We start from the raw sequence: 26,197 nt of genomic DNA, 5'->3' as shown, positions 1-26,197 counted from the left end.
TACAAACCATAATGTATCATAATAATCATTTTATTATATCACATGTTGCCAGCCTGGCCTTAATCAAAAGGCAGGACAGAAGCAAGCAGTTTTTTTGCATAGGGAGTTTGGACTTGTGAAATCTTCTGCACTTCAATTTTCTCAACAATCTTACCTTTAGATAAGAATAACAATTTATTACAAAGGCTTGTAATTGTTGGTAAATCATGCGCAATAAACAAATAAGTCATATTCATTTCTTGTTTCAACTGTTTAAGCAACAATAAAGTTTGCGTTTGAGCCGATACATCCAATGAACTAAGAGCTTCATCAAATACAACAAAACGAGGTTGTGTGGCAATCGCTCTAGCTATACATACCCGTTGTAATTGCCCACCACTTAATTCATGTGGATGACGCATCAGCAGTCGACTGGACAATTGTACTTTCTCTAGTAAATGCAAAACCATTTTAGCAACAACTTGTTTGTCATATTTGCATTTACACCTGCGTATTGGTTCAGCAATACTCTCCTCAATTGTGAAAAAAGGATTAATAGATGTTGTATAATCCTGAAAAACAACACTCATTTCGCCACGATGGCTTTCTAACCAATTTTGTATTAACTGTCCCTCCATTGTAATTTTACCAAAATCTGGTCTTTCAAGATTCAAAATCAATCGACTCAGTGTACTTTTTCCACTACCACTTTCGCCAATTAAACCTAGACATTCACCACACTGAAGCTGAAATGAAATGTCGTGTAAAATCTCCTGTTTTTTACTAGAAAAGATTGAACAATTTTGTTTTTTATAAGATTTATACACCGATTCTACTTTTAACATGACGTCGCTGCCCCTTTATTGATCAATTCTCCAAAGACTTTCGTCAAGCTTTTACGAGTATCAACCAAATATTTGCTGTAAGGCTGATCAGGGTTAGTAAACACCTTTACTGCTTCACCATATTCGATACACTGACCATGTCGCATAACCAATACATCATCTGCTAAATACCTTACTACGCCAAGATCATGGGAAATAAAAATCAAAGTCATGCCTTCTTCACGCAAACGTTTAAACTCAGCTAATACATTTCGCTGATTAATCGAATCTAATCCTGTTGTGGGCTCATCCGCGATAATAATTTCTGGCTTTAACGCCATTGCCAACCCAATCATGCAGCGTTGTAACATTCCTCCAGATAATTGATGCGGATAACTTTGCATGATTAAAAGCGGATCATGAATCATCATTTTGTTTAAAACTTCTAGAGTGACTTTCTTCGCCTCACATGACGTATAGTTCATGTTTTCGCAAAAGGTTTCTATTATTTGTTCCCCCATTGTCGAAAGTGGGTCAAACGCTGTCATCGCATCTTGTAAAATCAGACAAATATGTTTACTGCGAATTTTACGCAATGTTTCTTGCTTTGCCGCAATCATTTCAATATCGCCAAAACGAACACAGCCTGTTGTTTTAAGGGAAGATGGCAATAAGCCTAAAATCGCCTTCATACTCATAGATTTACCACTACCGCTTTCCCCAACAATACCAAGACAAGTGTGCCTTTTTATATGGAAACTAAGATTTTCCACAATGAGTTCACCCGTTAGGCTATTCGATATACTAAGATTATAAGCTTCAATTAAATTCATAACTTCATCCCTTTTATTTGGTTATGCTTCGGGTCAAGTGCATCACGCAGACTATCACCGAGAAAATTGCAGGCCGCAACAACAATTAAAATTGCAAGACCTGGTGCTAACATCAAAGAAGGACGAATTGTCATAATATTTTTTGCCTCATTTAGCATCATACCCCATTCAGGCGTAGGAGCTTGTACTCCTAATCCAAGAAAAGAAAGTGCTGAAATATTCAAAATAACCCAGCCTGTATCTAATGTTGCAAGAACCAAAACTTTGCCCAAAATCGTCGGAAATAAATGTTTACAAAGAATATAACGCTTACTATATCCTGCTACTTTTGCAAAACGAATATAATTTTCATCAGAATATTCGAGAACAAGCGATCGAATCATCCTTGTATACCAGGCCCATTTAGAGGCTACATTTGCCATTACTACATTTCCGATTCCAGGCCCAAGCATACCAACAATAGCTAAAATCATGATTTCACTGGGAAAAGAAAGCAGTACATCACAGAGGCGCAGAATTCCTTCACCAACAATTCCTCGCAAATAACCGGCCATCAGTCCAAGCAATACACCAATTGTAATGGTCAGAAGCATCGTAACAATTGACAAAAATACCGTTGTTTGAATACCATATATTAAGCGAGATAAAATACAACGGCCTAACTGATCAGTCCCAAACGGATATGATAAACTGACTTTTGCAAACTTTATTTTTATATTTGCTGCCAGCGGATCATGGGGTGCTAAAAAGGGTGCAAAGATACCAATGAATACTATGCTAACTATAATGCCTAATGATAGCAATGCCATTTTATCTTTCTTTAACTTTTGCCACACATTCATATTATCCATCCTGACTTATCCGCGGATCTAGCGAAGCACTTAAAATATCCACTATAAGATTGCATATAACAAAAAGTACTGCCATCATTAAAACATAAGCCTGAATAATGGGAAAGTCGCGATTAAAAATCGCCGATACACATAAGCGGCCTACCCCCGGCCAGGCAAAAATATTCTCTACAATCACACTTCCGGCAATTAATTTAGGAATAGACATTCCAAGTGCTGTTAAGACCTCATTTAAAGAATTTTTAAAAATATGCCGGTAGATTATGCTCTCTTTTAATCCTCGTGCTTTTGCATAAGTCACATAATTTTCTTGCTTGTTTTCAATCATATTATTACGAATCAACCGTATATAGGTTGCAATATACGTTAGTGCTAGAGTAAACGCTGGCAAAACAACAGAATTTGCTGCTTGCATACCACTTGTTGGGAATAAGCCTAATTGAACCGAAAACAACCAAATCAACAGTAAGCCCACCCAAAACCCAGGCATTGCTGTTGCTAAAAAAATAAAAACTCGAACAAATATATCTCCCATACTACCTTCATAAACAGCACACAATACGCCAATCGGGACACTGATAAAAATGATAAAAATGAGTGCAACTGCCGACAAATAAAGCGTTGCCGGCAGTGCCATGATAAATTCCTGAAAAACCGATTTATTATTGACATAGCTGTTACCAAAATCACCTTGAACCACAGCCAACAGCCACTCCACATATCGTGTGAAAAACGGTTTATCGAGTCCTAACTGCTCCCGCATTAATGCAATCGCTTCAGGTGTTGGTACAATTTCATTTACACGAAGTGCAACCTCTGCAGGATCACTAGGACTTAATGTAATAAGTACAAAGGCAAAAAATGAAATTCCTACCAGCATTGGCAAAATCCATAGAATGCGCTTTATCATATAATTTCGCATAAATGCACCTCGCTACATATCATCACAAATTCGGCCAAAACCCATACTTTATTTCTCAAAATACATCTTTTCAAAAGGTATTTCATATTGTGATAGATTAAATCCAACACCTTTTAGTTTAGGCATATAAACTGCCTTGGTACGAGAATACGTCAAAGGTAAATATACACATTCATGATGTATATAGGTTAGTATTTCGTTATATCTCAACTGCCGTTTATCCTTATCAGCTTCCACTAAAGTAAGTCCTATTTCATCATCAAGCCATTTTTTCTTTTCCAATCCCAATTGTGCTTGATAATCACCATGGGCTGGTATGCGCCAGGAAGATAGATACGACTGTGGATCATATGGTGTTCCCCATGATAAAGAATATTGTAAATCAAAATCCCCATTTTTTTGTCTATCCAAAAATGCCTGTTTTTCTTCGCCAATAATTTTAAGTTCAACACCAGCTGCTTTCATATCACTTTGAACATACTCACTAATGGTTCGTTCTTGCGCGTTATTAGAATTAAAATATAAGGTAACAACCATTTTTTTGCCATTTTTATAACGATACCCATCCTCATTCATACTCCAACCTGCTACATTCAATAGTTGTTTTGCCTTATCCAGATCGTAATTTCTAGCTTTTAGAGGTACATTGCAATATGGAACAGTTGGTGACAATAGTGTATCCGCAACGGTTTCTGTTCCATTTAATACACCATTTGCAATCCCTTCTTTATTGACAACATATTGAAAAGCTTCTCTCACTTGACGATCAGAAGTAATCGGCCGATGTGCATTGATTAAAATCGCCCTTGATGCAACTGGTTCACTCAACATAGCAGCATATTTTCCTTCTTTTTGTAATGCTGTAAAAGAATCTAAATCTACCATATCTCCATCTGCGCCAAATAATAAATCGATTTCACCCTTTTTTAAAGCCAATAAAATGGTTTGAGGATCTGGCATAACCTGCCATTTAATCGTTTCAAATTTTGCTTGATCTCCCCAATAATCTTTGTTTTTCGTAAAAATAGCATATTGCTTGTCTTTATGTTCCGTTAATATATAAGGTCCCGTACCAGCATAACCATTAACTCCATTTTTCGTATCACCATCTTTAAAACACTTTGGCGATATCATGCGGAATGGACGAGACAACGCCAATTCTTTTAACGTAGGATAATATGGTTTTTTCAGGACGAGTCGATATGTATATGCATCCATAACTTCTCCATGATCAATTTGATTAACCATATCCAGCCACGCATGGCGCTCTTTGTTTTTGCAAACAGCATCAATGTTCAGTTTAATTGCCTCTGCGTTCACATCTTCTCCGTCCGTGAATTTTACCCCCTGACGAATATGAAATGTATAACTAAGACCATCTGCTGATACTTCCCAGCTTTCAGCTAACCCCGGTTTTATTCCATCTTTTGTATCATATACCAATGGCTCAAACACCATAGCTTGTGCTGCCATTTCACCGCCATATAAATGTGGATTAATATCCCGAATGTCTTTGGTACTAGCATACACTAATTCATTTTTTGACAATCTATCATTTTCACTGCCACACCCACAAACGGCAAAAGTTAAGCACAATAATATAACGCAAAAAACTACACTTCTTATTTTCATAAAATTCCTCCTAAAAAATACTACTGCTGCCTGCTAAAATGGCCTTGCATCATTTTTCGGCAGCAATCATAAACATAGGTGTTGATGCATAATTTATTTTTTCGATCGTATTCCAAACTCTCTCACCAATACCCTTGTCTATGATGATCTTTTTAAAGCCAATTTTTTTAAGTTCTTGTACATCCCACTCTGGTCGTAATTTCTTACTGAGCGGTAATTTTTTTGCAATATTCTCCATGCGTCTGGTATCGGTGTTCGTATAATGATCTGGCAGATTTTTATTACGAGTCATAACACGATCATTCTCATATTCTTTTCTCTTTTCACTATTATGTACGTGCAAATACCAATTTGCATCAAAATTTAATAAACGCCCGTTCTTACCTAACACTCTGTACCATTCTTGATAAGCCTGCTCTGGCTCTTCAAGATTCCATGTCAGATTTCTGGAAACAATTAAATCAAAGCAATTATCAGCAAACAATAATTTATGTGCTTCCATTTTTTCAAAATGAATATTACAATGATATCGCTTTGCATTGGCTTGCGCTTTTTTTAGCATTGCTTCCGTATAATCCACCGCAGTGACATCATGTCCAGCGCCTGCCATAATAATTGCAAAAAAACCAGGACCAGTACCAATATCGAGCACTCTCAATTTTCGATCTTTTACAGATGGAAACTGTTCTTGTATTAATTCAAGCCAAGCTTCTTTTTTAAAAGTTTCTAATTCTTCTAAATTGCTTTCACAATACCCAGAAGATCTTTGATCCCAATAATTTTCTATTTCTTCTAAAAGTTCTTGCATAAAATACCTCTCAATCCCGTAATCTTAAATTTTTCATACGACTTATAAAAGTATTAAAAATACTACTATAATATATAGTATAGACAGTTCTTCTACTCCACAACCCACCCTAGGGGTTATTTAAAGAAGTTTTCTTTTTATACTACAACGCTTTGACAAATAAAAAAAACAGCCCAGCCAACACCATTTTAATAAGTAGATGTTAGTCGCACTGTTTTTCTATTACTATCGATCCAATTTACGCTGCATTTTTTTTATAAAATCTCGTGCCAATGCAAAATCTTGTTCATGGGGGTGCTTTGCCGCCTCCATCCAGCGTTTTCTGTTTTCTTCATTCGGTGCATGCGGATCATTTTCCGCCGTTTCCACTCGCCTAGCTAAAAGAGCTGGATTTATTTTCCCCTGGCAGGTAAATGTACCTAAAATACTACAACCTTCACCCAATAAATAAGCCGCTCTGGCCAAACTTGTCACAGCGTGTTCACTGCCAGGCAAAGCACCATGCGTCGCAAATAAAATAACTTTTTTACCCTTCAGTTTCGGCAAAAACTCCATAGTTTTTGGATCAGGACCACCACGCGTAAGCCAATAGCCAACTATAATTACATCATATGCAGCAAAATCAACTACCGCTCCATTAAGTGGCTGCAATTTTGACCCATCTGGTAAAATTTCAAACATAGCCTCACCAACTTGTTTCGTATTCCCTGTCACCGAAGAATATACCAATAACCATTTTGTCATAAAAATTCGTCCTCACCTTCACTCAAATATAAACGACGATACATATCACTTGCAAGTATAAACCAAAAGGCAAGACAATACTGTGATAAAAAGCACAAAAAGCAGCAAATATTATAATTTGCTGCTTTTTGCATTCAATCCATATTTTTATTTTACAATCAGTTTTGCATCGGTCGATTGAGTTTTAGAAGAACATTGACAGCATGATGAACATCCATCACCACTAGAGCCACAGCACTCACTTTCTCCTTTGAAAAAACTTCTATACATTTTCCATAAACCAAACCCAAAACATCCAGCGACTATTAAGCCAATCACAAATGTAGCCAGTGTACCTGTTGACATAAAACCAACCCCTTTCCATTCGAAACCAAACTTCTTGATAGTGACAATTAAGCAAACCCTAAAAGACTACCAATTTGATATACGAGCAAAGAAACAACCCACGCTGCAGCAAATGTGTAGATTGCTGCAAAGGCAACCCACTTCCACTTACCCGTTTCTTTCTTGATTGTTCCCAAAGCTGTCACACAAGGTGTATATAACTGGGAAAATACCATGAAAGATAATGCGGACAATGCCGTAAAGGATCCCCCCATCGACCCCATGAGCTGTGATGCTGTATCAACTGCATCTTGGGCATCAGACGAGATATCCGCTACACCATAGAGTATTCCCATCGTGGAAATAACAGCTTCTTTGGCCAAAATCCCTGTCACAATGGCTGCTCCTGATTCCCAGGCAGCGAAACCATGAAAAGCAAAGATTGTCGACATCGCCGCACCAATCGAGGCTAAAAAGCTTTCACTCATTTCTTCTGTTGGTCCATCGAAATTATAATTACTCAAGAACCAAATCAAAACCGACATTGCAAAGATAATTGTACCGGCTTTAACCAGATACCCTTTTCCTTTATCCCATGTTTCGAGTAAAACAGTCTTCATATCCGGCATTCTGTATGGCGGAAGTTCCAATAAAAAGGTGCTTTCTTCATCTTTAAAAGTTGTAATATTTAAAACTTTAGCCATAATAATCGCCATAACTACACCCACAAGATACATACAAAAAACAACATTTGTTGCATTGTCAGGAAAAAACATGGCGGCAAACAGAGCCATAATCGGTAATTTTGCTCCGCAAGTCAAAAATGGTGTAATCAGTATAGAAATCATACGATCTTTTTCTGAATCCAGTGCTCTGGCACCCATAATCGCCGGAACACCACAGCCAAACCCCATAATCAGCGGCATAACACCTTTACCGGTCAAACCTGCACGACGCATGATTGGATCCATAATAAAAGCAACCCGCGCCATATAACCCGTCCCATCTAAAAAGCTTAAACAAAAAAATAGGGTAAAGATAAGTGGCACAAATGTGAGGACACTGCCCACCCCGGCAACAACACCATCAACCACCAAAGATTTAAGCCAATCTGCAACGCCTAGTGACACTAAAGAATCTTCAATCCATGGTGAAATATCATCACCAATTAATCCATCAAGACCATCAGCCAAAGGTTGACCAATCCAAGTAAATGTAATTTCAAATACTGCATAAATCAAAAGTAATAAGAGCGGTAACGCTAAAAATCCATTGGCAAAAACACGATCTATTTTTTCTGAAATGCTGGCTCCCACATCCGTAGTTGTAACAGCTTGCGCCATAATTTGATCAATGAGTGCATAACGCAGAGCAATAATTTCTTCTTCTACCTGTTCTTTGTTTTTGTTATTTGCCGTAAGTTCTTGCACTTTAGCAATATGAGCTTCAATTAATGAGCTATTATGATAATTGCTCATGACTGTATCCGTAAATACACCTAATAAATTTTGAATGCTTTTTCTGCTTCTGCCTACTGTTTCAACAACCGGCATACCAAACTGCTGCTCAAGAATTTTGGTATTAATTTTAAAGCCACGTTTTTTCGCTTCATCCATCATATTTAAATCAATAATAACAGGAATACCATATTCAAGAAATTGAATCGTTAAAAATAAATTACGCGATAAATTGGATGCATCCACAACATCAACTACAACATCTGGTTTTTCTTCTAATAAATAATCTATGACGATCTTTTCTTCCGGTGATCTTGCATTAATACTATACGTTCCCGGTAAATCGATAACCGAAATAGCTCGATCATTATGTCTTACATACCCGACTTTTTTATCAACCGTAACCCCCGGCCAATTTCCTATTTTCTGTCTTGCACCTGTTAATTCATTAAAAATTGTTGATTTGCCCGTGTTAGGATTACCTGTTAACGCAACGGATAGTGTTGCCATTCGCACTCACTCCTCATGTTTTGATTTTTTATTACAAAGCACTTACTTGAATTTTTTCTGCATCAGCAAGTCGCAACGATAAATTATAAGACCGAATCGATATAGCCATCGGATCACCCAGTGGAGCAGACGGCAACACTTTAACCATAGTCCCTTTTATTAAGCCCATGCTCATCAATCGTTGTTTTAAAGAGGAGTGTTCTAAACTCTCTATTTTCACCGTCATACCCGGTGTAGCATCTTTTAATGTCATTTCCATAACCTCCATTCAAGTGATAATGATTATGATATCCTTTATCATCTAATTAATATTAAAACGAATCTATATTTTTGTCAAGTCAATTGATAAACATTTTCAATCATTTGCAAAAAAAAGCAAAGATTTACTAAAATACTTCTTTTTAAGTATTCTACCAAACCTTTGCTTTTTTATATTTTTTAAAACATATATAGTGCATTAAAGAAATTACATACATAGCCTATCAGTCTGCTTTTACTAAAGAAATCGGCACTAAAACCTTGTTTCCGTCACGATTGGTAAAAAAATCAGCTGTAACACCAAAAACCTTTTCCAACAAGTTCGCGCTTACTATTTTCTGCGGAGAACCTTGCGCAAAGACGCTTTGGTTTTTGATAACTACAAGATCATTCGCATACTGCAGTGCCTGATTCATATCATGCAGAACCATGATAATGGTAATGTTATATTTTTGAGTCAAACGATCGATAATCTGCATTACTTCAAGTTGATGGGCGATATCCAGATATGTCGTTGGTTCATCTAAAAGTAAAACTTTTGGTTTTTGTGCTAAAGCCATAGCAATCCAGGTCCGCTGCCGTTCTCCCCCCGATAATGTTGTTACGAAACGATTTTTGAAGTCCTCTATTTGAGTCTGCTGCATAGCCCATTTGACACATTGCTGATCTTCTTTGTCATTTCTGGCAAACCACCGTTGATAAGGGAATCGACCATATTGAACAAGCTCCCCCACCGTCAAATCAGCTGGTACTGACGGATCCTGTGGTAAAATCGCCAGATTGCGTGCCAAATTTTTTTTGCTAAAATCTTTAATATCCTTATTTTCAAATAAAACCTGCCCGGTAATATTGTTATTAAGTCCGGCCAATGCCTTTAAAAGTGTCGATTTACCAGAGCCGTTCGGCCCAATAATAGCAGTTGTCTTACCTGTCAAAAAAGAAAGATTGATCTTTGTTAAAATATCTTTATTCTGTATTTTTATTGTTAAATCTCGCGTTTGCATAATATCCATTAGAGTTCCCTCCGCAGTAAAAACAGAAAAAACGGAGCACCAATAAAAGCCATTATAATGCCAACCGGTAACTCAATCGGGGCAAAAACAATACGGGCAAACGTATCACTGATTGTCACAACGCTCATTCCGAGTAGAGCTGTCGCTGGCAATAAAAATCGATAATCTGTGCCAATAATGAGGCGTGCGGCGTGCGGTACAATGAGTCCTACAAAACCTAAAAGGCCAACCACTGCTACAGCGCTTGCTGCCAAAAGTGCCGCAACTGCCGTCATCACAATACGGGTCAGTTCCACATGCAGCCCTAAACCTTTTGCAAGTTCATCGCCTAATTGCAAAACATTAAGCTGCCTGGAACCTAAAAAGGCAAAAATCATACCGGCAATCGCGTAAGGCAAAATGATTTCGACATGCGGCCAGCTGCGGGCGGAAAGTCCGCCGACAAGCCACATTAAAGCACCACTTACGCGATCACTATAAAAAATCATCAAGGCAGAAATACCCGAACCTAAAAAGGCTGACACAGCCACACCAGCCAAAATGACTCGTATGGGACGAATCCCGCCTTTCCAAGCTAAAATATAGATGCAGACTGCCGCTCCCATCGCACCAACAAAAGCGGCTGGTGTAATGAGATATTCCATATGTGGATATAGTATCATGATAAGAACACCCGTAAGCCCTGCACCAGATGATATGCCAATAATATGCGGATCTGCTAAAGGATTTTTCATTACAGCTTGTAATATGGCCCCCGATAATGATAAATTCATCCCGACCAAAGATGCTACAATCGTTCTCGGCAAACGGATATTCCAGATAATCTGATCATGTATCCCCACACTTTGTCCAAATAAGGCCTGTAGAATTTCCTGCCAGGAAATAGCAACGGAGCCCAGCATGAGGCTAAGTACCACGGCACCGACAGCAAAAAGGGCAAATACCACTAAAACGAGTATTCGCCACATATTTATGCTCATGCCAAATTTTCTATTTTTTTCTTTGCCACTTTGCCTATTTTGCATCTTTAAATACCTCTGGGTAAACCAATTTAGCCATAGTCTCAACAGCATTTGGATAATCAACACCTGGGTTCAGCAAAAATAATTTTTGTGGTAAAAAGTAAAGTTGTTTGTTTTTTACCGCTCGCAATGAACTCCACGCTGGATTATTTTCAACATTAGCAGACATGCTTTTTTTGATTTCATCCATTTTCCCCATACTGGTGACAAAAATAATATCTGGATCTTGTTCAACCAGCGTTTCTAAACTATACGGTGTAGCATCCGGGTCTTTTTCCAAGGGCTGTCCCGTTGCTGCTACATTTATAAACCCTAATGATTTTGCAATACTGCCTGCAATACTACCGTCAAGTTCCACGGTGACATTTTGTGCTGTACTATGTAAAATAGCCACTTTTTTATGTTCAGATGGCATTTTCGCCTTAATGCCCTGCACAGAATCATCCATTGATTTTATTAAATCATCACCTTTTTGTACTTCTCCCGTAAGTGAAGCAAAAAGTTTAATTTTCGCTTTAACATCTTCATATGTTTTCATTTGCAGGACAATCACAGGAATATGATTGCTCTCTAAAATCGGCACAAATTTATCATTAACACCTTTAAACGCAATCACTAAATCTGGCTGCAACGCAATCACTTTTTCGATATTGACTTGATAAAAGGCACCAACCTCTTCAATCGGTTCAGCAAATGCCGGAACTCCGGTTTTAGAGCTCACGCGGCCAACGATATTAGCTTGAACAGCACCCAATGGTTCGAGAAAAGAAGCCGATAATGCTACAATACGTTCTGGTTTCTTAGCAAGCACCACTGTCCTATTTGCATCATCTTGTATCGTCAAATATTGCGCTGAAGCTTCTGGCGATGTCTTAGTTGACGTACAAGCCGCTGCCAGTAAACAAACACCCAGGCTCAATAAAACCATCAACCATTTGTATTTTGACATACTTACACCTCACGATAAATTTTTCTATTTGCGTCTTGCCAAAATCGTTGAAAGATAATTAACTTTTTTATCTTTTTCGGCTACAAGATCATTGATTCGAACTTCATCCGGCAGACCGCAGCGACTAAGCATAACAGCATTATCAATCATTTCATTTTCAACTAAAGTATCGACAATCGAAGAAAAATTCTTATATACTTTCATCAAAACTACATTATCGGTTACAGCCATAACTTGTTTAATTTTTTCTGGATCAGCTGTCGCGGGAATTACACTTAATATATCATTTCCCTCAACTAATGGATAGCCAAGTTTACTGCCGATTGCACAAAAAGCTGGAATACCCGGTATCGTCTCAATAGGAAACCCTTCATGCTCAAGCAAACGATATACATAAATATATGTACTATAAAACATCGGATCACCCAATGTTAAAAATGCAATTTTTTTGCCAGCTTTTAAAAGTGCGAGAATTTCGTTTTTATTGGTCTCCCAAGCTTCTGTTGACTCTTCAAACTTCACTACCATCGGAAAAACCTGATAAACGATTTCAATATCTTTTTTTAGATAAGGACGTGCAATCGATAAAGCAACGCTGCCATCTTTCTTCTCCGTTTTCGGGGCAATAATAATATCGACTTCCTTCATAATATTGATTGCCTTGACTGTTAATAGTTCCGGATCTCCCGGACCAACACCTATACCATAAAAAATGCCCGACATAACGTCCTCCTAAAATATAAAGCATATGTAAATATACTTCGTTTTATTATACAAAATCAACTGCATGATTTATAAATTCATGCAAAAAAACGAGCCTTTTTCGCGAAGAAAAAGGCTCACCTAATATAATCAATGAACAAAATCCCCTCCCCATCTCTCGCGGGTACAACGGTGATCGCTAAACAGGCAGTTCTCCTGACTTTGGATCATCACGACTTCAAGCCTTCCCAAAACAATTTGTTTCAGTGACATTTTATGAAGCTATTCCCCATTACAGTGGCGGGACCGCGTTGGCATTAAACCAAACTTCCCTATTAAGCCCTCACGGGCACCTGTTCCAATACAATATAATTGTCTGTAAACATTGAATCATTTACTCGTTTATAGTACACCGATTTGAGAAATGTGTCAATAAAAAAAGAGATTTGTATCTTATATATGAATAATCAAAATTTATGCATAAGCATTAATGAATCGAAAATTTATTAATTTCTTCTCTAAGTTCTACAGCCATTTGTGCTAATGCTCCAGCTGCCGTTTTGATTTCCTGTACGGATGCTCCTTGGGATTCATTCTTTGAAGCAATTTGTTCAATCCCATCAACATTTGTATGAAGGAAGGTCGATATATCCTGTACAGCTTTTTCCATTTTCACACTGCCTGTTTTTTGTTTTATTGCCAGTTGTAAAATATGGTTAACTTGTTCATTCAAGCTTTCCACCGATGCATAAATTTCTTTAAATGCATCACCAGCTTGACGAACCGACAAAACTCCTTTATCAACTTCTGAGCGACTTTTTTCCATGGTAACTACCGCTGTTAATGTTTCCTGTTTCACTTCGTTAATAATGGTCGCAATTTCATTGGCAGCAAGTTCTGATTGCGCCGCCAGTTTACTTACTTCTTCCGCAACGACTGAGAACCCTCTCCCGTGTTCACCAGCTCTGGCTGCTTCAATAGCCGCATTGAGTGCCAACAAATTAGTCTGCCCGGCAATACCGGCAATCGTATCGACAATCTGTCCAATTTTTTTTGATTTTTCCCCAAGTGAATCAATAACTTGTGCCGTTGCATTCACGTCGGTTTGAATATGAGTAATCTTATCAATCGCATCTTCCGACTGACGGGCACCATGGCTCGCGGTCTCTTTGCTGCTGGTCGCTGACCTTACTACTTCTTCAGCTGAAAGCACCGACGCTTCAATGTGCCCGACAATTTCTTGAATGACAGCAACCGATTGTTCAGATATCAGCACTTTTTCTTTTGTATCTGTCACAACACGGTTTACAGTCGTTAATACATCATCACTCAGATGTCCCACTGAATCAATGGAGGCCGACAATTCTTCTGATGAGGCGGATACCGTTTCAGAAGCTTCCGATGTTTTTAGAATCAGTGCCTTAAGATGTTTAACCATTAAATTAAACTGCGCTGTAAGTTCATTGATTTCAGTTGCACCCTGTATTTCAATGGCATGCGATAAATCGCCCTGTGAAATTCGTTTTGCCGCTTCCATTAAAGAATGAATCGGATCAACAATTCCTTTCGCCACCCGAAAAGCAACAAATATACTAATCAGTACAGCTAAAATTAAAATCACCAACATCACTAAAGCATTTTTCAATGCTGCTTCGTATACTTCACGCGTTGGTTCATAGGTAATAACACCCCAATGATAGGATTCAACTGGTGCATATGTAATCAAACTGTCGATCCCAGTTGTAGACTGTCCTTCAGCCGATCCCGCCGTTCCGGCAATAACTTTGCTGACATAATCATATTTAGAAAAATTTTCTTTATTTTCTATTTTATCTTTATCCGGATGTGCCATAACTGTACCTTTATCATCGACGATATCCATATAGCCAGCCGCACCTATTTTGGTATTATCCGTAATATCCCATAAAGATTTAAGCGATACGTCCGATGCCACAACACCAATAACTTTCCCCGTATTATTAAGGATTGGCGCCGCCATCGTTACGCAAAGGCCTTTTGTACTAGCTGAGATGTATGCAGGTGTCGCAAAAGACTTGCCTTGCATCGCTGCCTGAAAATAATCACGATCCGCACGATTGCTATTACTGCCGCTTGTTCTGGCAATTTGCTGCCCAGATGCATCCAAAACGGCAATCAATTCAAACTGAGGATTTTTCTTTTGAATATCCACCAATGCCTGTTTTAATGTCGCAGAATCCATACTCTGTGCCATTGGCATCGCTGCCACCGCGGCGTTTACGCCTTCTGCATTATCCATTGAACGCTTAATGCCCGCAGCAATTTCTCGGTTTAAATTTAAATTTGCTGTCAGTGTGCTTTCACGCAAATTTGTCATACTCACATACCCGTTGATAATCGTTCCAGCCAATACAGGAATACAGGCAAATAAGGCTAAAAGTACAATCAATCTTGTTTTTAAACTACCTTGCAAAGTTTTCTCCTCCTAGTTGAATCTTAAGAATATAATACTATGATGTACAAGCTCAATATACTAATAGGTCTATAGAATCCGACAAGAAACTAAGTAAAAGTTTTCTGACTATTTTAATATAATATCTTATCATTAATACAAAATATGATTAATACATGTAATAAATATAGTATAGGTCACCAAAATCAGCCGCTTGTTTCTTGGCTTTCGTACATATAGATGTATTTCTATTTTGCTGAAATAATGAATTTTCAAGGACAATAAATTCATCAATACACCCTAATAAGTATACCACTAATTCAAAAAAATTTCACATTTCAAGTTGTTTCGTTATACATCGAAAGAATCGACTGGCATTCTACTAATTCTTCAACTCTAAAGCAGCCTGAATATGTTGTATGTAAATGTCTTGAAATGCCTCATTTTCACCCAAACCTTTTGTATAAATACGAACGCTAAAACCAGCATGTTTTAATTTATTCAGCCATGAATCCGGCGATTCACCTGCCATATCCTGCATAATATGCATGCCTCCAGCTAAAAGCAGTGGCATTAAATATATATTTTTTTTATTTTTATTTTTTAACCTGGCAATTACATCCTCAAGTCCAGGATAATCAGTAGGTTCAAGAACTCCAATCGTAATCGGAAGGTTCAGTTCATCTGCTTTTCGCTGCAAAATCTCATAAATAGGATTATGCTGGTGCGGTGAACCATGTCCCATAAGTACGACTTCTTCTGTTTTCGCCAATGATACGATTTGCTGTAAAATACATTTTAGCCCGATCCTATAATCATCTTTGTCAGGTATTTCATCTTCAACCGAAAACACGGGACTGCCTACCTTGAGCTTTGGAAAGACTGTTTTATAGACTTCACTCACGGCGATTATTTTATTTTCATATTCCTCACCAGGCGTCAAATGAGTTGGCTGTATCACGACTTCCTCATATTGTTCCTGCTGCAATTTAGTTAAAACTTCCGGCAGGGAATCAATGTGTATATTTTGTTTTCTAAGTTTCTTTAAAATAAACATAGATGTAAATGCTGTGCAGACTGTGTAATCGGGAAAAAACTGTTTTATTTTTAAAACAATAGAGTCAAGGCATTTTAGGCGAATGTACTCATCCACGACGCCAAAGCTTACCAGTATAATTGCTTTTTTCATTTTGTGACCACCTTTCTTATATAAAAAAAAGAATTAGAAACGAATCGCCTCTAATTCTACTACAATTTCATTTTATTTGCTAAAAAAATTTTTCAGACAAAATACAAGAATAAATGGGGTGACTGGAGGGAATCGAACCCTCGAATACCGGAGCCACAATCCGGCGTGTTAACCACTTCACCACAACCACCATATTTAAAAACCATAACGAAGAAAATTGGTGACCCTGGCAGGAGTCGAACCTGCGACCCTTTGATTCGTAGTCAAATACTCTATCCAGCTGAGCTACAGAGTCACTTTGTCTCGCGTTACTTTTAATATTATATTGATTTATCCTTTACTTGTCAAGCTGTTTTTGTTTTTTATTGATTCGATTTGGCAAAACGCCCCCCGTATGTTTCGCAAATTTGCTCCTGTGCCGCCTCTGGTTTTTCATTAACCATCAAACCTTCTTCAAATAAATGTGCTCCCGCCATGACAACCCGCTTTTCCCAATCGCGCATCCATTCACCGTCACCCCAGCCATAAGAACCAAACAATCCGATCTGTTTTTCTTTAAGATCGCCTTCAATGCCTGTAAAAAAAGGTTCAAATTCAGATTCCTCGAGTACTTCCGCTCCCATTGCTGGACAACCAAACAAAATAGCATCATATTTTTTGATTTGCCCCGCATCGACTGAATCCACACGAAATACATCAACGGATTGCCCCGCACTTTCTATACCACGTTGAATCGCCTGCGCCATAATTTCTGTATTTCCCGATCCACTCCAATAAACCAATACAATTTTTTTCATTGCTATCGCTCCTCATTTTTATTTTTCTAATACTATGTAATGACTTGCTTTACACGGCTCTTGCTAACTCGATAATGGATGTTCCATTATTCAACCGTCGGCAAAAAACATCACTACATTTTGTATAACGTTCAAAAAGTTTTTCAGCTGCATGGATATCCGAATAAACTTTCCAGTAGCCACAAAGTTTAAATTTTTGCCCTTTATTTTCAATAAACCCAATAACATCTGCATATGGATAGCCCAAAAACAAACCAATTTCATGGGGAAATGTTTTTTTCAGCTGCATCCTAATTTTAAGATATATAAGACATTCTTCGACACCATCGGATTGTCGATAACCTAAAGATAAAAGCAAATCTCTATTTGGGGGCTGTGTTAAAATTTGCGCTAAAGCAGTTTTACGATAAACAAGAACAAGAAAATAATGTGGACTTTCTGAAAGAACCTCAAAAAAAATGCCTTTGCAGTTTAAACATTTTTCATATTCCTGTAATAAACTGAAAAAATCATTCATTTTTCGTTTTTGTACGGTAATCAAATTGCCAACTTTAATGCCAGCAAGAGTTGGTGCACAATGCAGGGCCAGTAATTGTTCAAATTTCCTGTTTTCAACCATAAAGTTGCTCCTCATATAATAAAATTTATCAATAACTCGTCTATTTATTGATTTGTCTTTTTCTATTATAGTTTATTTGATAATGATTTTCAATATCAAATTTGAATTATTTATATTTTAGCGAAAAAAAAACTGTTCATCATTATGATGAACAGTTTTCCGCTAAAGAAAAAATTCTTATTCTGATAAAGCTTCGACGCCGTCTTCGGTAATCAAAAGTGTTTTTTCCCATTGTGCTGACAAGGAATGGTCTTTTGTATAAACCGTCCAATTGTCTTTTCTATCAACAATCACTTTGTATTTACCAATATTAATCATCGGTTCAACCGTTAATACCATCCCAGGTACTAACAACATACCTGTGTTTTTTTCACCAGTATGGGGAACAAACGGTTCTTCATGGAATTGTTTTCCAACACCGTGTCCGCCCAGTTCCGTTACAACAGAGTAGCCATGCGCATGCGCATGCGCTTCAACGGCTGCACCAATATCGCCTAAAAATCCCCAAGGTTTAATCGCTGCAATACCAAGTTCCATACATTCTTTGGCTACTCGCACTAAGGTTTCGGCCTCTACAGAAGCCTTTCCAACAATAAACATCCTTGATGCATCGGCATAATAACCATCTAGTATCGTTGTGATATCAACATTAACAATATCACCCTCTTTGAGAATGGTTTTTTTTGATGGAATTCCATGACACACTACATCATTAATCGAAATACAAATACTCTTTGGATATCCTTCAAAATTCAGACACGCTGGAATACCACCCTGTTCAATAATAAAATTATGGGCGAGCTGATTGAGCGTTTCTGTATCAATTCCAACTTTTATATTGGCGCCTACTAAATCCAAAGCCGCATTATTGATCGCCGAACTCTTGCGAATTCCTTCAATGTCTATATCATTTTTAATTATACTTTTAGGTGGTCGAACCTGACCTTTTAATATATCCAAAGGAATATTTTTTATCTTTTCATCAAAACTCAAATGGCATTTCTTATATTTACGACCGCTGCCGCACCAACACAAATCATTTCTTGTCATAATTATAACCTCTCTTTTTTCTTCCTAATAATATTATATGACCTTTTGTCAAGTGATACGATTATAAATTTTTCTAAGAGCAAATTTTTTGCAATCCATATTGTGTTCTGTATTGCAAAAATGTATACTAGAAGTAAATAATTGAATACGGTTTTTCTTCGCTATCCGTTCGTACTTATCTTTCATTTTGTTACATTACATAGCAAAGGAGAAACTCTATGAATATTGCCTTTTTTTTAATTCCAAAAAAAGATGTCGTTTGGCTAAATTCAAATGCCAGTATGCGACAAGCACTCGAAAAAATGGAATATCACCGGTATACAGCGATTCCACTGATTGATGATGATGGAAAATATGCCGGTACTTTGACTGAAGGGGACCTGCTCTGGAAACTAAAAAATGCCTCTGGCTTCTCATTTCATGATACGGAACAAATTAAGATAAAAAAAATTCCGCATCAAATAACGAATCAAGTCGTGCAAATCAGTGCCGAAATGGAAGACTTATTATCACTGGCAATCGCGCAAAATTTTGTTCCGGTAGTGGATGATCAAAATATTTTCATTGGCATGATTCGCCGCCGTGAGATTATCGAATATTACGCGAATTTTTCAAAACGCAAAGTCATCTAAATGTTATCAGTCGGACATCAAATACCTTTCGCTTTAGAACAAAACTAAGGCGAAAGGTATTTATCTATATAACCCTCCTATCGTCTTTTGCTGATAGACAGTCCATGCTGGATTCTTTAATTCATTATATATTTTGAGGTGTACCCTATGAAAAAATTTTTATATCTTATGTCGTTCTTGTTTTGTATATGTGGTACTATATTATTTTTTACAAATGCAAAATTTATCCAAAACACTTTTTCTAGTGAAATAACGCCCGCGACACAAGCTGCAAACGAGAAAGCCACGGTCATGCGAAAGGCCTTGTATCCAACCCTGCCGCCAGAAGCGAACGGTAACATTATAATAAAACCACTTACTTCAAATCCAAATCAATTTATCATATTATGTAAATTTACATTAAATGATACATCCGCTGATGCGAAATTACGAATGCAGACGATCTGCCGTGATTTTATATTTATGACATATAAAACCGCATTGGAAAATCAAATTGATATTGCTGCTTCAACCGTTTTCATTCGCTGCCCGGATGATCGTATCGGTTTAACAGTCGGTTTAGGTCAAAAAATTGCCGCCAAATTTGAAACGGACTACTGGTCTCAGCCAAATGACAGCCCAGCGGATTTTATGTTATGGTTACAGGAAAACAAACATAATGCCGTTGACGCTTTTCATAAATGCACCTATGGCGGGATCTATGCAAAAAAAGAATAAAATGAACCTCTATCCGATCTTACTGCTTCAATTTACGCATTCCCCAGCAAAAATTCACCTGTTTCTTTATCATGAATAAAAATTTCGCCCGTTTCGATAATATAATGCCAGCCACTCAGTTTCAATTTTCCTTGCATTACTCTTTCATAAATATAAGGATATGTCATCAAATGAGTCAACTGTTCAACAACATTGGCCTGCTCCATCATCCATTGCCGCGCTGCTAAATCCGTTTCTGGAATCCGTTTCATAACACGATCTTTCACCGGTTCCATCAGTTCAAGCCACTTTTTGATATGAGGCAGCGTATCATCCAATGGATCTTTCTCAGCCAAAACAGCGCCGCAACCACCACAATTAGAATGCCCGCAAACAATTATATCGCTGACATTTAAATAAAGTACTGCGTATTCAACAGCTGACGTCGTTGCCAAGTATTCAGTTGATTCACGATACGGCGGTGCAATATTGCCAATATTACGAATAATAAACAATTCACCGGGCAAACTGCCCGTAATCATATTCGGATCAATACGAGAATCGGAGCATGTAATAAACAAAGTTTGTGGTTTTTGTTGTGATTTCAATTTTTGAAATAACTCCCGATGCGTTTCAAAATCTCCACGTCTAAATTTCATGATTCCATCTAAAAGTCTCTGCATAATAACGCCCCTTCCTTTGTATGTAAAAATTAAAACAAGCTTTTATTGTATATACTACCATAAATTCTATATTTTTCTACAGAAAAATCAAGAAATTTCGAACATAACTAGGAAAAACAATTTAAAATTTTATCGTAAAATTCAATTTATACACAAATAAAAAGAAGTATAGCTTCCTATACGCCTATACTTCCTTTTATTTTATGTTTTTTAAACTTTTGAATCCAGATCCACAGTTTCAACCATCGTAGGTTCTATTTCATCTTTTGCTCCCCAGTAACCAGCCAGCAATGAACCTGTGAAATTGTGCCAAACGCTAAAAATCACCCCTGGAATTGCTGCGACTGGATCTAAATGCGCAATTGCCAGAGCCACCGCCAGGCCTGAATTTTCCATACCAATTTCAAAGGAAACTGCTTTTGCTTTTTTGTGCGGCATCCCAACCAAACGGGAAATACCATAACCAAGACTAAGGCCAAATCCATTATGCAATGCAACCGCCACGAAAGCAATCGCCGCAATCGTCACCAGTTTAGCAGCGCTTAGTGCCACAACAATCGTAATAATTGCAATAATTGCCACGACCGAAATCAGTGGAATCAACGTCATAATTTGCTTCACAAACGAATAACAAAAAGTTCGCAACAATAAGCCTAAAACTATAGGGAATAAAACTATTTTTAAAATATCAATCAATAATGCATCGGCTTGAATTGGAATCAAAGTACCAGCCAGCCATAAAAAAATAAAAGGCGTAACAATCGGAGCCAGTAAAGTATTAACACTGGAAATCGTAACAGAAAGTGCAGTATCGCCTTTCGCAATAAACGTCATAACATTTGAAGCCGTACCACTTGGACAGGCACCCACCAAAATAAGTCCCGCCGCCAGCAAAGGTGGTAAATCCAAGACCTTTGCCACACCAAAAGCCACCGTCGGCATAACAAGGTAACGTAAAAGCACACCATACGCAACATCTTTAGGGCGCGTAAGAACTAATTTAAAATCGCCCAAGGTCATTGTAAGTCCCATGCCAAGCATAATTAGCCCCAACAGATATGAAATTGATCCGGCAAAAGGTTTAAATGGTTCTGGAAACAAAAAAGCCGCTGCAGCAAAAACGATCACCCATAAAGGAAAAAGTCTTGTAATTATTCCAGCAATATTATTTATCATAATTCAGCACTCCCGTACAAAACGACTTTTGTATATTACCAAAAGTCACTTAATTAAAATTTTAAAATTAATTATATAATACTGTTACAATAAAAACAAGCAGGAATATAAAAACTCAAGAAAATGAAAGTTTAAATGAATCATGAATTAACAATGAAAATCTAATAAACAAAGCGAAAATACGATAAGTAACACAATAAGCAAAACCAAGCCCTCCTGCTAAATCAATTTATTTTATTTTACTACTAAAATATGACAAAATTGTGAAATGTCAACCTGTGCGCAACCGCAAATAAGTATCTGATATACTATTTTTAATAATATATAATGCATGAAAGAAATTTAGCCTATGCCTCATTCCTGACGATTAGCATATAGAATATTTAATACAACTTACTATAGATGATTTAAAATAGTGCGAATATATGGTATAATTTAAAAATAATTCGTACAAATGAGGAGTTTTCCAATGGATATTCGGCAATTATTTGTTTTAGAACAAAAAAAAGAAGAAAAAATTCTCTTATTAGATAAATGGGACCAAAAATTCAATGAACAGATTACCGCTTTCAAAAAAACGATCTTCGCTGAATTCGATGCGTTTTTTGAAAGCAATAATTTCCCATTTACTTTGACTGAAGAATCCCCGACAAAACACATTATGAGCTATAAAGAACATACTATTATTTTAGAAAATACAGCCAACAAATATAATAACCTGCAATTCCACCTTTCCTTGCGATTTGCTTTTGATATCAAGGAAAATATTATCAAAATAAACTACATTCCACAGCACTCACCCTCTTGGCAAAATGAAATCGCCCATACTGAAAATGCATCTGATTTAGAAAAAATAATCGTTTCTGATTTAAATAAAATCAACAAAGAAATTTTTCTTATTGAACACCAACTAAATAATCTTGACACCTTAAGCTGGCGTTTTAATTATCCAAAGCCCTATTATACGAGTATCTCAAACCTATTAAAATATCTCTTATTAGAAAATAACTAAATCATCTACAGGACTTTTACAAATAAAAAACACACCAGCTACCCCATCTGAAAATGGGAACTGATGTGTTTTTTGCTATTTATTGCTAAAGTACTATTTTTTCTATGCGAACTTATAATTTCCCTTTGGTTTAAAAAAGGAACCGGTGCACTGCTTTTTGCATGTTCTGGGCCATTTCCGCTAAGGCATTGCTGGAAGCTGCAATCTCTTGCGCAGAAGCAGATTGTTCTTCTGTAACAGCAGCTACATGCTCCGATTCAGCAGCTACCACTTTACTTTTACGATCAATTTCACCAACTGCCACAACAATCTGCTGGCTTCCTTCGGCCATATGATCGATAACTGTCGACATTTCCTTCATCTGATCGGCTACACGAAAAACAATACTCTTGATATGTTCAAAAGCCGTCCCTGTAACCTCAACCACATCCACTCCTATGGCAACTTCTTTCGTACCATTTTCCATAGCAGTTACTGCATCGACTGTATCGGTTTGGATACCATCGATCAATATTGTAATCTGTTTCGCCGCGCCCTGCGATTGTTCTGCCAATTTACGAACTTCCTCTGCGACGACAGCAAAACCACGGCCTTGTTCACCGGCTCTGGCAGCCTCAATAGCCGCATTGAGTGCCAAAAGATTTGTCTGTGCCGCAATTCCTGAAATCGTTTCTATAATCTGACCAATTTCCTTTGAACTTTCACCAAGTTTACTGACTACCTTTGAAGAAAAAGTTACCGTTTCTTCAATATATTTCATTTGCGTTACGGCTTTTGTAACCGCCTGAGCTCCATCGACTGCCGCTTGCGAAGCTTGTGAAGACTGTTCGGTTACTTCATTGACACTGGCAGCAGCCTCTTCGAGTCCAGCCGAAAGAGTCTGCACAACCGCTGATGTATGGTCGATCGACTTTAGTTGATGGGTCGCACTTTCTGCAACAGCCGTTATCGCCTGTGCCCCCTGTTCAGAAGCACGCGCTGACTGTTCTGCACTTGATGTCAGTTCTTCCGATGAAGCAGCCACCTGCTCAGCTGTATTGGCTACCGTTCGCATTACTTCAGACAAGTTCTTCTTCATTTGATTAAATGAACGCCCAAGCTCACCAATTTCATCATTCGTATCCACTAAAACATCAGGCTGCGATAAGTCACCTGCTGCAATAGCAGATGCGGCCCGGCTGACCGCCTGTGCCGGACGAGAAATCTTCCGACTGATGTATTTCCCAATACCTAATGCGATGACTGCAACAAAAATATTAACAATTAACAGCATTCGCTGAATCGAAACAACCTGCTCATTTGTAAGCTGCTCATCGGTTTTTACAAAATCATCGACATTGCTTATCATTTGTATGGAAGCTTCCATGGCTGCCTTGTAAGGACGTCCCGCCTCTGACATATAACGGCTTACTTCATTGATATTATTTTCTTTTTTAGCAATAAAAGACTTTTCCGCAATACTTTCATATTCTGCTTTGCCTTGATGTATCCTCGCAACGATTATTTTATTTTTTTCCACAGATAAAATACTTTCTAACTGTTTCAATTTATCCTCAGACTGCGTGCGATATGTATTGAATACCGTAATATCATTTGTATCACCCGTGAAATTAAAACGCCGCATCGCAACTGCTTCATTCGCAATATCAGCACTGATCCCTTGCGCTAAAGACATTTTTTCCATATGGCTTCGAGCCGCTTGGATATGCATCTGATTGAGCTGCCCTACCTCATAATAGGTAAATGCACTCATAACCGCTACAATTGCTATGACAGCAGCAAAAGCCATAATGATTTTTTTATTAAGATTCCAATTCATAATACCCCTCCATACCTGAATCACTAAAAATTCCTTGAATTCCATACTATTTATAAAAAGAGACAGCCCATTAATATACCATTATATTAACAAAACTGTCTCTTTACAGACATCCATAAATTGTATCCGTAATCCAGAATTCTCTGAAAAACATATAGTTTCTTCATTATATCATACAAAGATAAATTATAACACACGGATTTTATTGATTTTTATGCTACCAAAAATAATGGAAATTTCTACACACGAAAACACAATATAAAAAAGCTGCCAGCTTGCATCATTTTCATAATGTAACCTGGCAACTATAGATACAGTTTTCCGCAAAATCATTTGCCATTCTATTTCATCTGTAAAACGTTTTGGAACTTCTATCTGCTTTTATAAAACCCTCTGGATATGCATACCAAGCAGACCAATTTCTTCCTGTGCCACATTTCGCCCAAGCTCTTGGGCCAAATCCTCACAAATTACTTGGGCCAGTACATAAGCTTTGGGAAAACTTTGCTTCGCATAATTCTCCATATCAATATTCACACGTTCACCTTTGATGATGCGCACAATCATATAACGGATATGACTTACCAGTCGATTGTAGCCTAAAGAATTTTTAACAAAAGTTTTTTTTAATTCAGCTTCTATTGTCCCAATCGTTTTTTTTACTAAGCGGGCTGTGTTCAAACCTTCGGATACATTTTCATCTGATAACCCCGCATGGATATGCAATGTAATATAACCAGCTTCATCTTCAGAAATTGTTGTCCCCGAGATTTCTTTGATAATTTGTCTGCCTTTTTCTGCTACTTTATATTCATCGGGAAACATAGCCATGATATCCTGATGAAAGGGATTGGGCAGTTCTTTCCCCTCCTTGGCACGTTTTACTGCTAAAGCAATATGATCAGCCATAGGCAGCAGAATATCATGATTTATTTTTTCAAACTGCAATTCAGCTTCATCAATAATCCGTGCCGTAATTTCAATGTAGGCTGGTGCAATTCCATTTACCATCTGCAATGCAGATATATTGGTACGAGAAACCAGCTCATAGATTTTTGCATCTTTAATATGATCGATACGTTCACCATTTTTTTTGCAAAAACCAATTCCTTTACCGAGCAAAATGATTTCTCTATTCGCTTCGTCGAGTGTCAACAATCCATTATTATTCAAAACCTTAACGATCCGATACACAGTAATAAATCCCCCTTACAGAACCCTGACCATCAACTATTTTCTTATAGCTATTATACCTTATAATGAGA

General features: G+C 37.5%; 26 protein-coding genes, 2 tRNA genes and 1 riboswitch. Of the genes, 3 read left to right on the top strand and 25 right to left on the bottom strand.

Annotated elements, in window-relative coordinates; all coding sequences use genetic code 11:
* Positions 1 to 59: 59 nt before the first annotated feature.
* The 21 genes from F606_RS0111710 to map form a co-directional block, all read right to left on the bottom strand.
* Complete coding sequence (locus F606_RS0111710) at positions 60 to 824, bottom strand: ABC transporter ATP-binding protein (protein WP_019554081.1); 765 nt, start codon at positions 822 to 824, stop codon at positions 60 to 62.
* Positions 818 to 1,636, bottom strand: coding sequence for an ABC transporter ATP-binding protein (locus F606_RS0111705; RefSeq protein ID WP_019554080.1), 819 nt, complete (start codon positions 1,634 to 1,636; stop codon positions 818 to 820). The genes F606_RS0111710 and F606_RS0111705 overlap by 7 nt, the downstream gene beginning before the upstream one ends.
* Positions 1,633 to 2,478, bottom strand: a complete 846-nt coding sequence (gene opp1C / locus F606_RS0111700; protein WP_019554079.1) for a nickel/cobalt ABC transporter permease — start codon at positions 2,476 to 2,478, stop codon at positions 1,633 to 1,635. Before opp1C ends, F606_RS0111705 begins: the two co-directional genes overlap by 4 nt.
* Before the next feature lies 1 nt (position 2,479).
* The gene (gene opp1B, locus F606_RS0111695; protein ID WP_019554078.1) at positions 2,480 to 3,409 is read right to left on the bottom strand and encodes a nickel/cobalt ABC transporter permease; all 930 of its coding nucleotides are present in this window, start codon (positions 3,407 to 3,409) and stop codon (positions 2,480 to 2,482) included.
* A gap of 48 nt (positions 3,410 to 3,457) precedes the next feature.
* On the bottom strand, positions 3,458 to 5,041 hold the full coding sequence (gene nikA, locus F606_RS0111690; RefSeq protein WP_019554077.1) for a nickel ABC transporter substrate-binding protein: 1,584 nt from the start codon (positions 5,039 to 5,041) through the stop codon (positions 3,458 to 3,460).
* A gap of 49 nt (positions 5,042 to 5,090) precedes the next feature.
* Positions 5,091 to 5,849 (bottom strand): class I SAM-dependent methyltransferase, encoded by a 759-nt coding sequence (locus F606_RS0111685; RefSeq protein WP_019554076.1) that lies wholly within the window; start codon positions 5,847 to 5,849, stop codon positions 5,091 to 5,093.
* Positions 5,850 to 6,074: 225 nt separating this feature from the next.
* Positions 6,075 to 6,593, bottom strand: coding sequence for a flavodoxin family protein (locus F606_RS0111680; RefSeq protein ID WP_019554075.1), 519 nt, complete (start codon positions 6,591 to 6,593; stop codon positions 6,075 to 6,077).
* Positions 6,594 to 6,740: 147 nt separating this feature from the next.
* Positions 6,741 to 6,938: a hypothetical protein gene (locus F606_RS21050; RefSeq protein ID WP_019554074.1), complete on the bottom strand. Its 198-nt coding sequence runs from the start codon at positions 6,936 to 6,938 to the stop codon at positions 6,741 to 6,743.
* Between the two features lie 47 nt (positions 6,939 to 6,985).
* On the bottom strand, positions 6,986 to 8,884 hold the full coding sequence (gene feoB / locus F606_RS0111670) for a ferrous iron transport protein B (RefSeq protein WP_019554073.1): 1,899 nt from the start codon (positions 8,882 to 8,884) through the stop codon (positions 6,986 to 6,988).
* Positions 8,885 to 8,915: 31 nt separating this feature from the next.
* Complete coding sequence (locus F606_RS0111665; protein ID WP_019554072.1) at positions 8,916 to 9,137, bottom strand: FeoA family protein; 222 nt, start codon at positions 9,135 to 9,137, stop codon at positions 8,916 to 8,918.
* 229 nt (positions 9,138 to 9,366) lie between these two features.
* Positions 9,367 to 10,155: an ABC transporter ATP-binding protein gene (locus tag F606_RS0111660; RefSeq protein ID WP_019554071.1), complete on the bottom strand. Its 789-nt coding sequence runs from the start codon at positions 10,153 to 10,155 to the stop codon at positions 9,367 to 9,369.
* Positions 10,155 to 11,135, bottom strand: coding sequence for a FecCD family ABC transporter permease (locus F606_RS0111655; RefSeq protein WP_033368346.1), 981 nt, complete (start codon positions 11,133 to 11,135; stop codon positions 10,155 to 10,157). Before F606_RS0111655 ends, F606_RS0111660 begins: the two co-directional genes overlap by 1 nt.
* 34 nt (positions 11,136 to 11,169) lie before the next feature.
* On the bottom strand, positions 11,170 to 12,126 hold the full coding sequence (locus F606_RS0111650; protein WP_019554069.1) for an ABC transporter substrate-binding protein: 957 nt from the start codon (positions 12,124 to 12,126) through the stop codon (positions 11,170 to 11,172).
* A 24-nt stretch (positions 12,127 to 12,150) separates the two neighbouring features.
* A complete protein-coding gene (gene cobI / locus F606_RS0111645) occupies positions 12,151 to 12,849 on the bottom strand; it encodes a precorrin-2 C(20)-methyltransferase (RefSeq protein WP_019554068.1) in 699 nt (232 codons plus the stop codon).
* 168 nt (positions 12,850 to 13,017) lie between these two features.
* A riboswitch (cobalamin riboswitch) is annotated at positions 13,018 to 13,200 on the bottom strand.
* 115 nt (positions 13,201 to 13,315) lie between these two features.
* Positions 13,316 to 15,280: a methyl-accepting chemotaxis protein gene (locus tag F606_RS0111640; RefSeq protein ID WP_019554067.1), complete on the bottom strand. Its 1,965-nt coding sequence runs from the start codon at positions 15,278 to 15,280 to the stop codon at positions 13,316 to 13,318.
* Between the two features lie 361 nt (positions 15,281 to 15,641).
* A complete protein-coding gene (locus tag F606_RS0111635; RefSeq protein ID WP_019554066.1) occupies positions 15,642 to 16,448 on the bottom strand; it encodes a sirohydrochlorin cobaltochelatase in 807 nt (268 codons plus the stop codon).
* A gap of 114 nt (positions 16,449 to 16,562) precedes the next feature.
* Positions 16,563 to 16,638 (bottom strand) — tRNA-His (locus F606_RS0111630).
* Between the two features lie 28 nt (positions 16,639 to 16,666).
* Positions 16,667 to 16,743 (bottom strand) — tRNA-Arg (locus F606_RS0111625).
* Positions 16,744 to 16,810: 67 nt separating this feature from the next.
* Complete coding sequence (locus tag F606_RS0111620) at positions 16,811 to 17,245, bottom strand: flavodoxin (RefSeq protein WP_019554065.1); 435 nt, start codon at positions 17,243 to 17,245, stop codon at positions 16,811 to 16,813.
* A 49-nt stretch (positions 17,246 to 17,294) separates the two neighbouring features.
* Positions 17,295 to 17,864: a DUF3793 family protein gene (locus tag F606_RS0111615; RefSeq protein WP_019554064.1), complete on the bottom strand. Its 570-nt coding sequence runs from the start codon at positions 17,862 to 17,864 to the stop codon at positions 17,295 to 17,297.
* A 177-nt stretch (positions 17,865 to 18,041) separates the two neighbouring features.
* The gene (map, locus tag F606_RS0111610; RefSeq protein ID WP_019554063.1) at positions 18,042 to 18,914 is read right to left on the bottom strand and encodes a type I methionyl aminopeptidase; all 873 of its coding nucleotides are present in this window, start codon (positions 18,912 to 18,914) and stop codon (positions 18,042 to 18,044) included.
* A 218-nt stretch (positions 18,915 to 19,132) separates the two neighbouring features.
* Between map and F606_RS0111605 the strand changes: the two genes are divergently transcribed.
* Both F606_RS0111605 and F606_RS0111600 read left to right on the top strand, forming a co-directional pair.
* Positions 19,133 to 19,546, top strand: coding sequence for a CBS domain-containing protein (locus F606_RS0111605; RefSeq protein ID WP_019554062.1), 414 nt, complete (start codon positions 19,133 to 19,135; stop codon positions 19,544 to 19,546).
* 147 nt (positions 19,547 to 19,693) lie between these two features.
* Positions 19,694 to 20,263: a hypothetical protein gene (locus F606_RS0111600; RefSeq protein WP_019554061.1), complete on the top strand. Its 570-nt coding sequence runs from the start codon at positions 19,694 to 19,696 to the stop codon at positions 20,261 to 20,263.
* A gap of 32 nt (positions 20,264 to 20,295) precedes the next feature.
* On the opposite strand, the gene F606_RS0111595 is transcribed toward F606_RS0111600, so the two are convergent.
* Positions 20,296 to 20,925, bottom strand: a complete 630-nt coding sequence (locus F606_RS0111595; RefSeq protein ID WP_019554060.1) for a carbonic anhydrase — start codon at positions 20,923 to 20,925, stop codon at positions 20,296 to 20,298.
* A gap of 210 nt (positions 20,926 to 21,135) precedes the next feature.
* Positions 21,136 to 22,101, bottom strand: a complete 966-nt coding sequence (locus F606_RS0111590; RefSeq protein ID WP_019554059.1) for a bile acid:sodium symporter family protein — start codon at positions 22,099 to 22,101, stop codon at positions 21,136 to 21,138.
* Between the two features lie 469 nt (positions 22,102 to 22,570).
* On the opposite strand from F606_RS0111590, the gene F606_RS0111585 reads away from it, so the two are divergent.
* A complete protein-coding gene (locus F606_RS0111585) occupies positions 22,571 to 23,113 on the top strand; it encodes a hypothetical protein (RefSeq protein WP_019554058.1) in 543 nt (180 codons plus the stop codon).
* Positions 23,114 to 23,243: 130 nt separating this feature from the next.
* On the opposite strand, the gene F606_RS0111580 is transcribed toward F606_RS0111585, so the two are convergent.
* Both F606_RS0111580 and F606_RS0111575 read right to left on the bottom strand, forming a co-directional pair.
* Positions 23,244 to 24,932 (bottom strand): methyl-accepting chemotaxis protein, encoded by a 1,689-nt coding sequence (locus F606_RS0111580; RefSeq protein WP_019554057.1) that lies wholly within the window; start codon positions 24,930 to 24,932, stop codon positions 23,244 to 23,246.
* A gap of 381 nt (positions 24,933 to 25,313) precedes the next feature.
* Positions 25,314 to 26,126 (bottom strand): PRD domain-containing protein, encoded by an 813-nt coding sequence (locus F606_RS0111575; protein ID WP_019554056.1) that lies wholly within the window; start codon positions 26,124 to 26,126, stop codon positions 25,314 to 25,316.
* Positions 26,127 to 26,197 lie beyond the last annotated feature (71 nt).

The sequence above is a fragment of the Propionispira raffinosivorans DSM 20765 genome (assembly GCF_000381065.1).
Taxonomy (GTDB): domain Bacteria; phylum Bacillota; class Negativicutes; order Selenomonadales; family Selenomonadaceae; genus Propionispira; species Propionispira raffinosivorans.
Note: the sequence above shows the minus strand (reverse complement) of the source record. Positions and strands in the feature narration are given on the sequence as shown.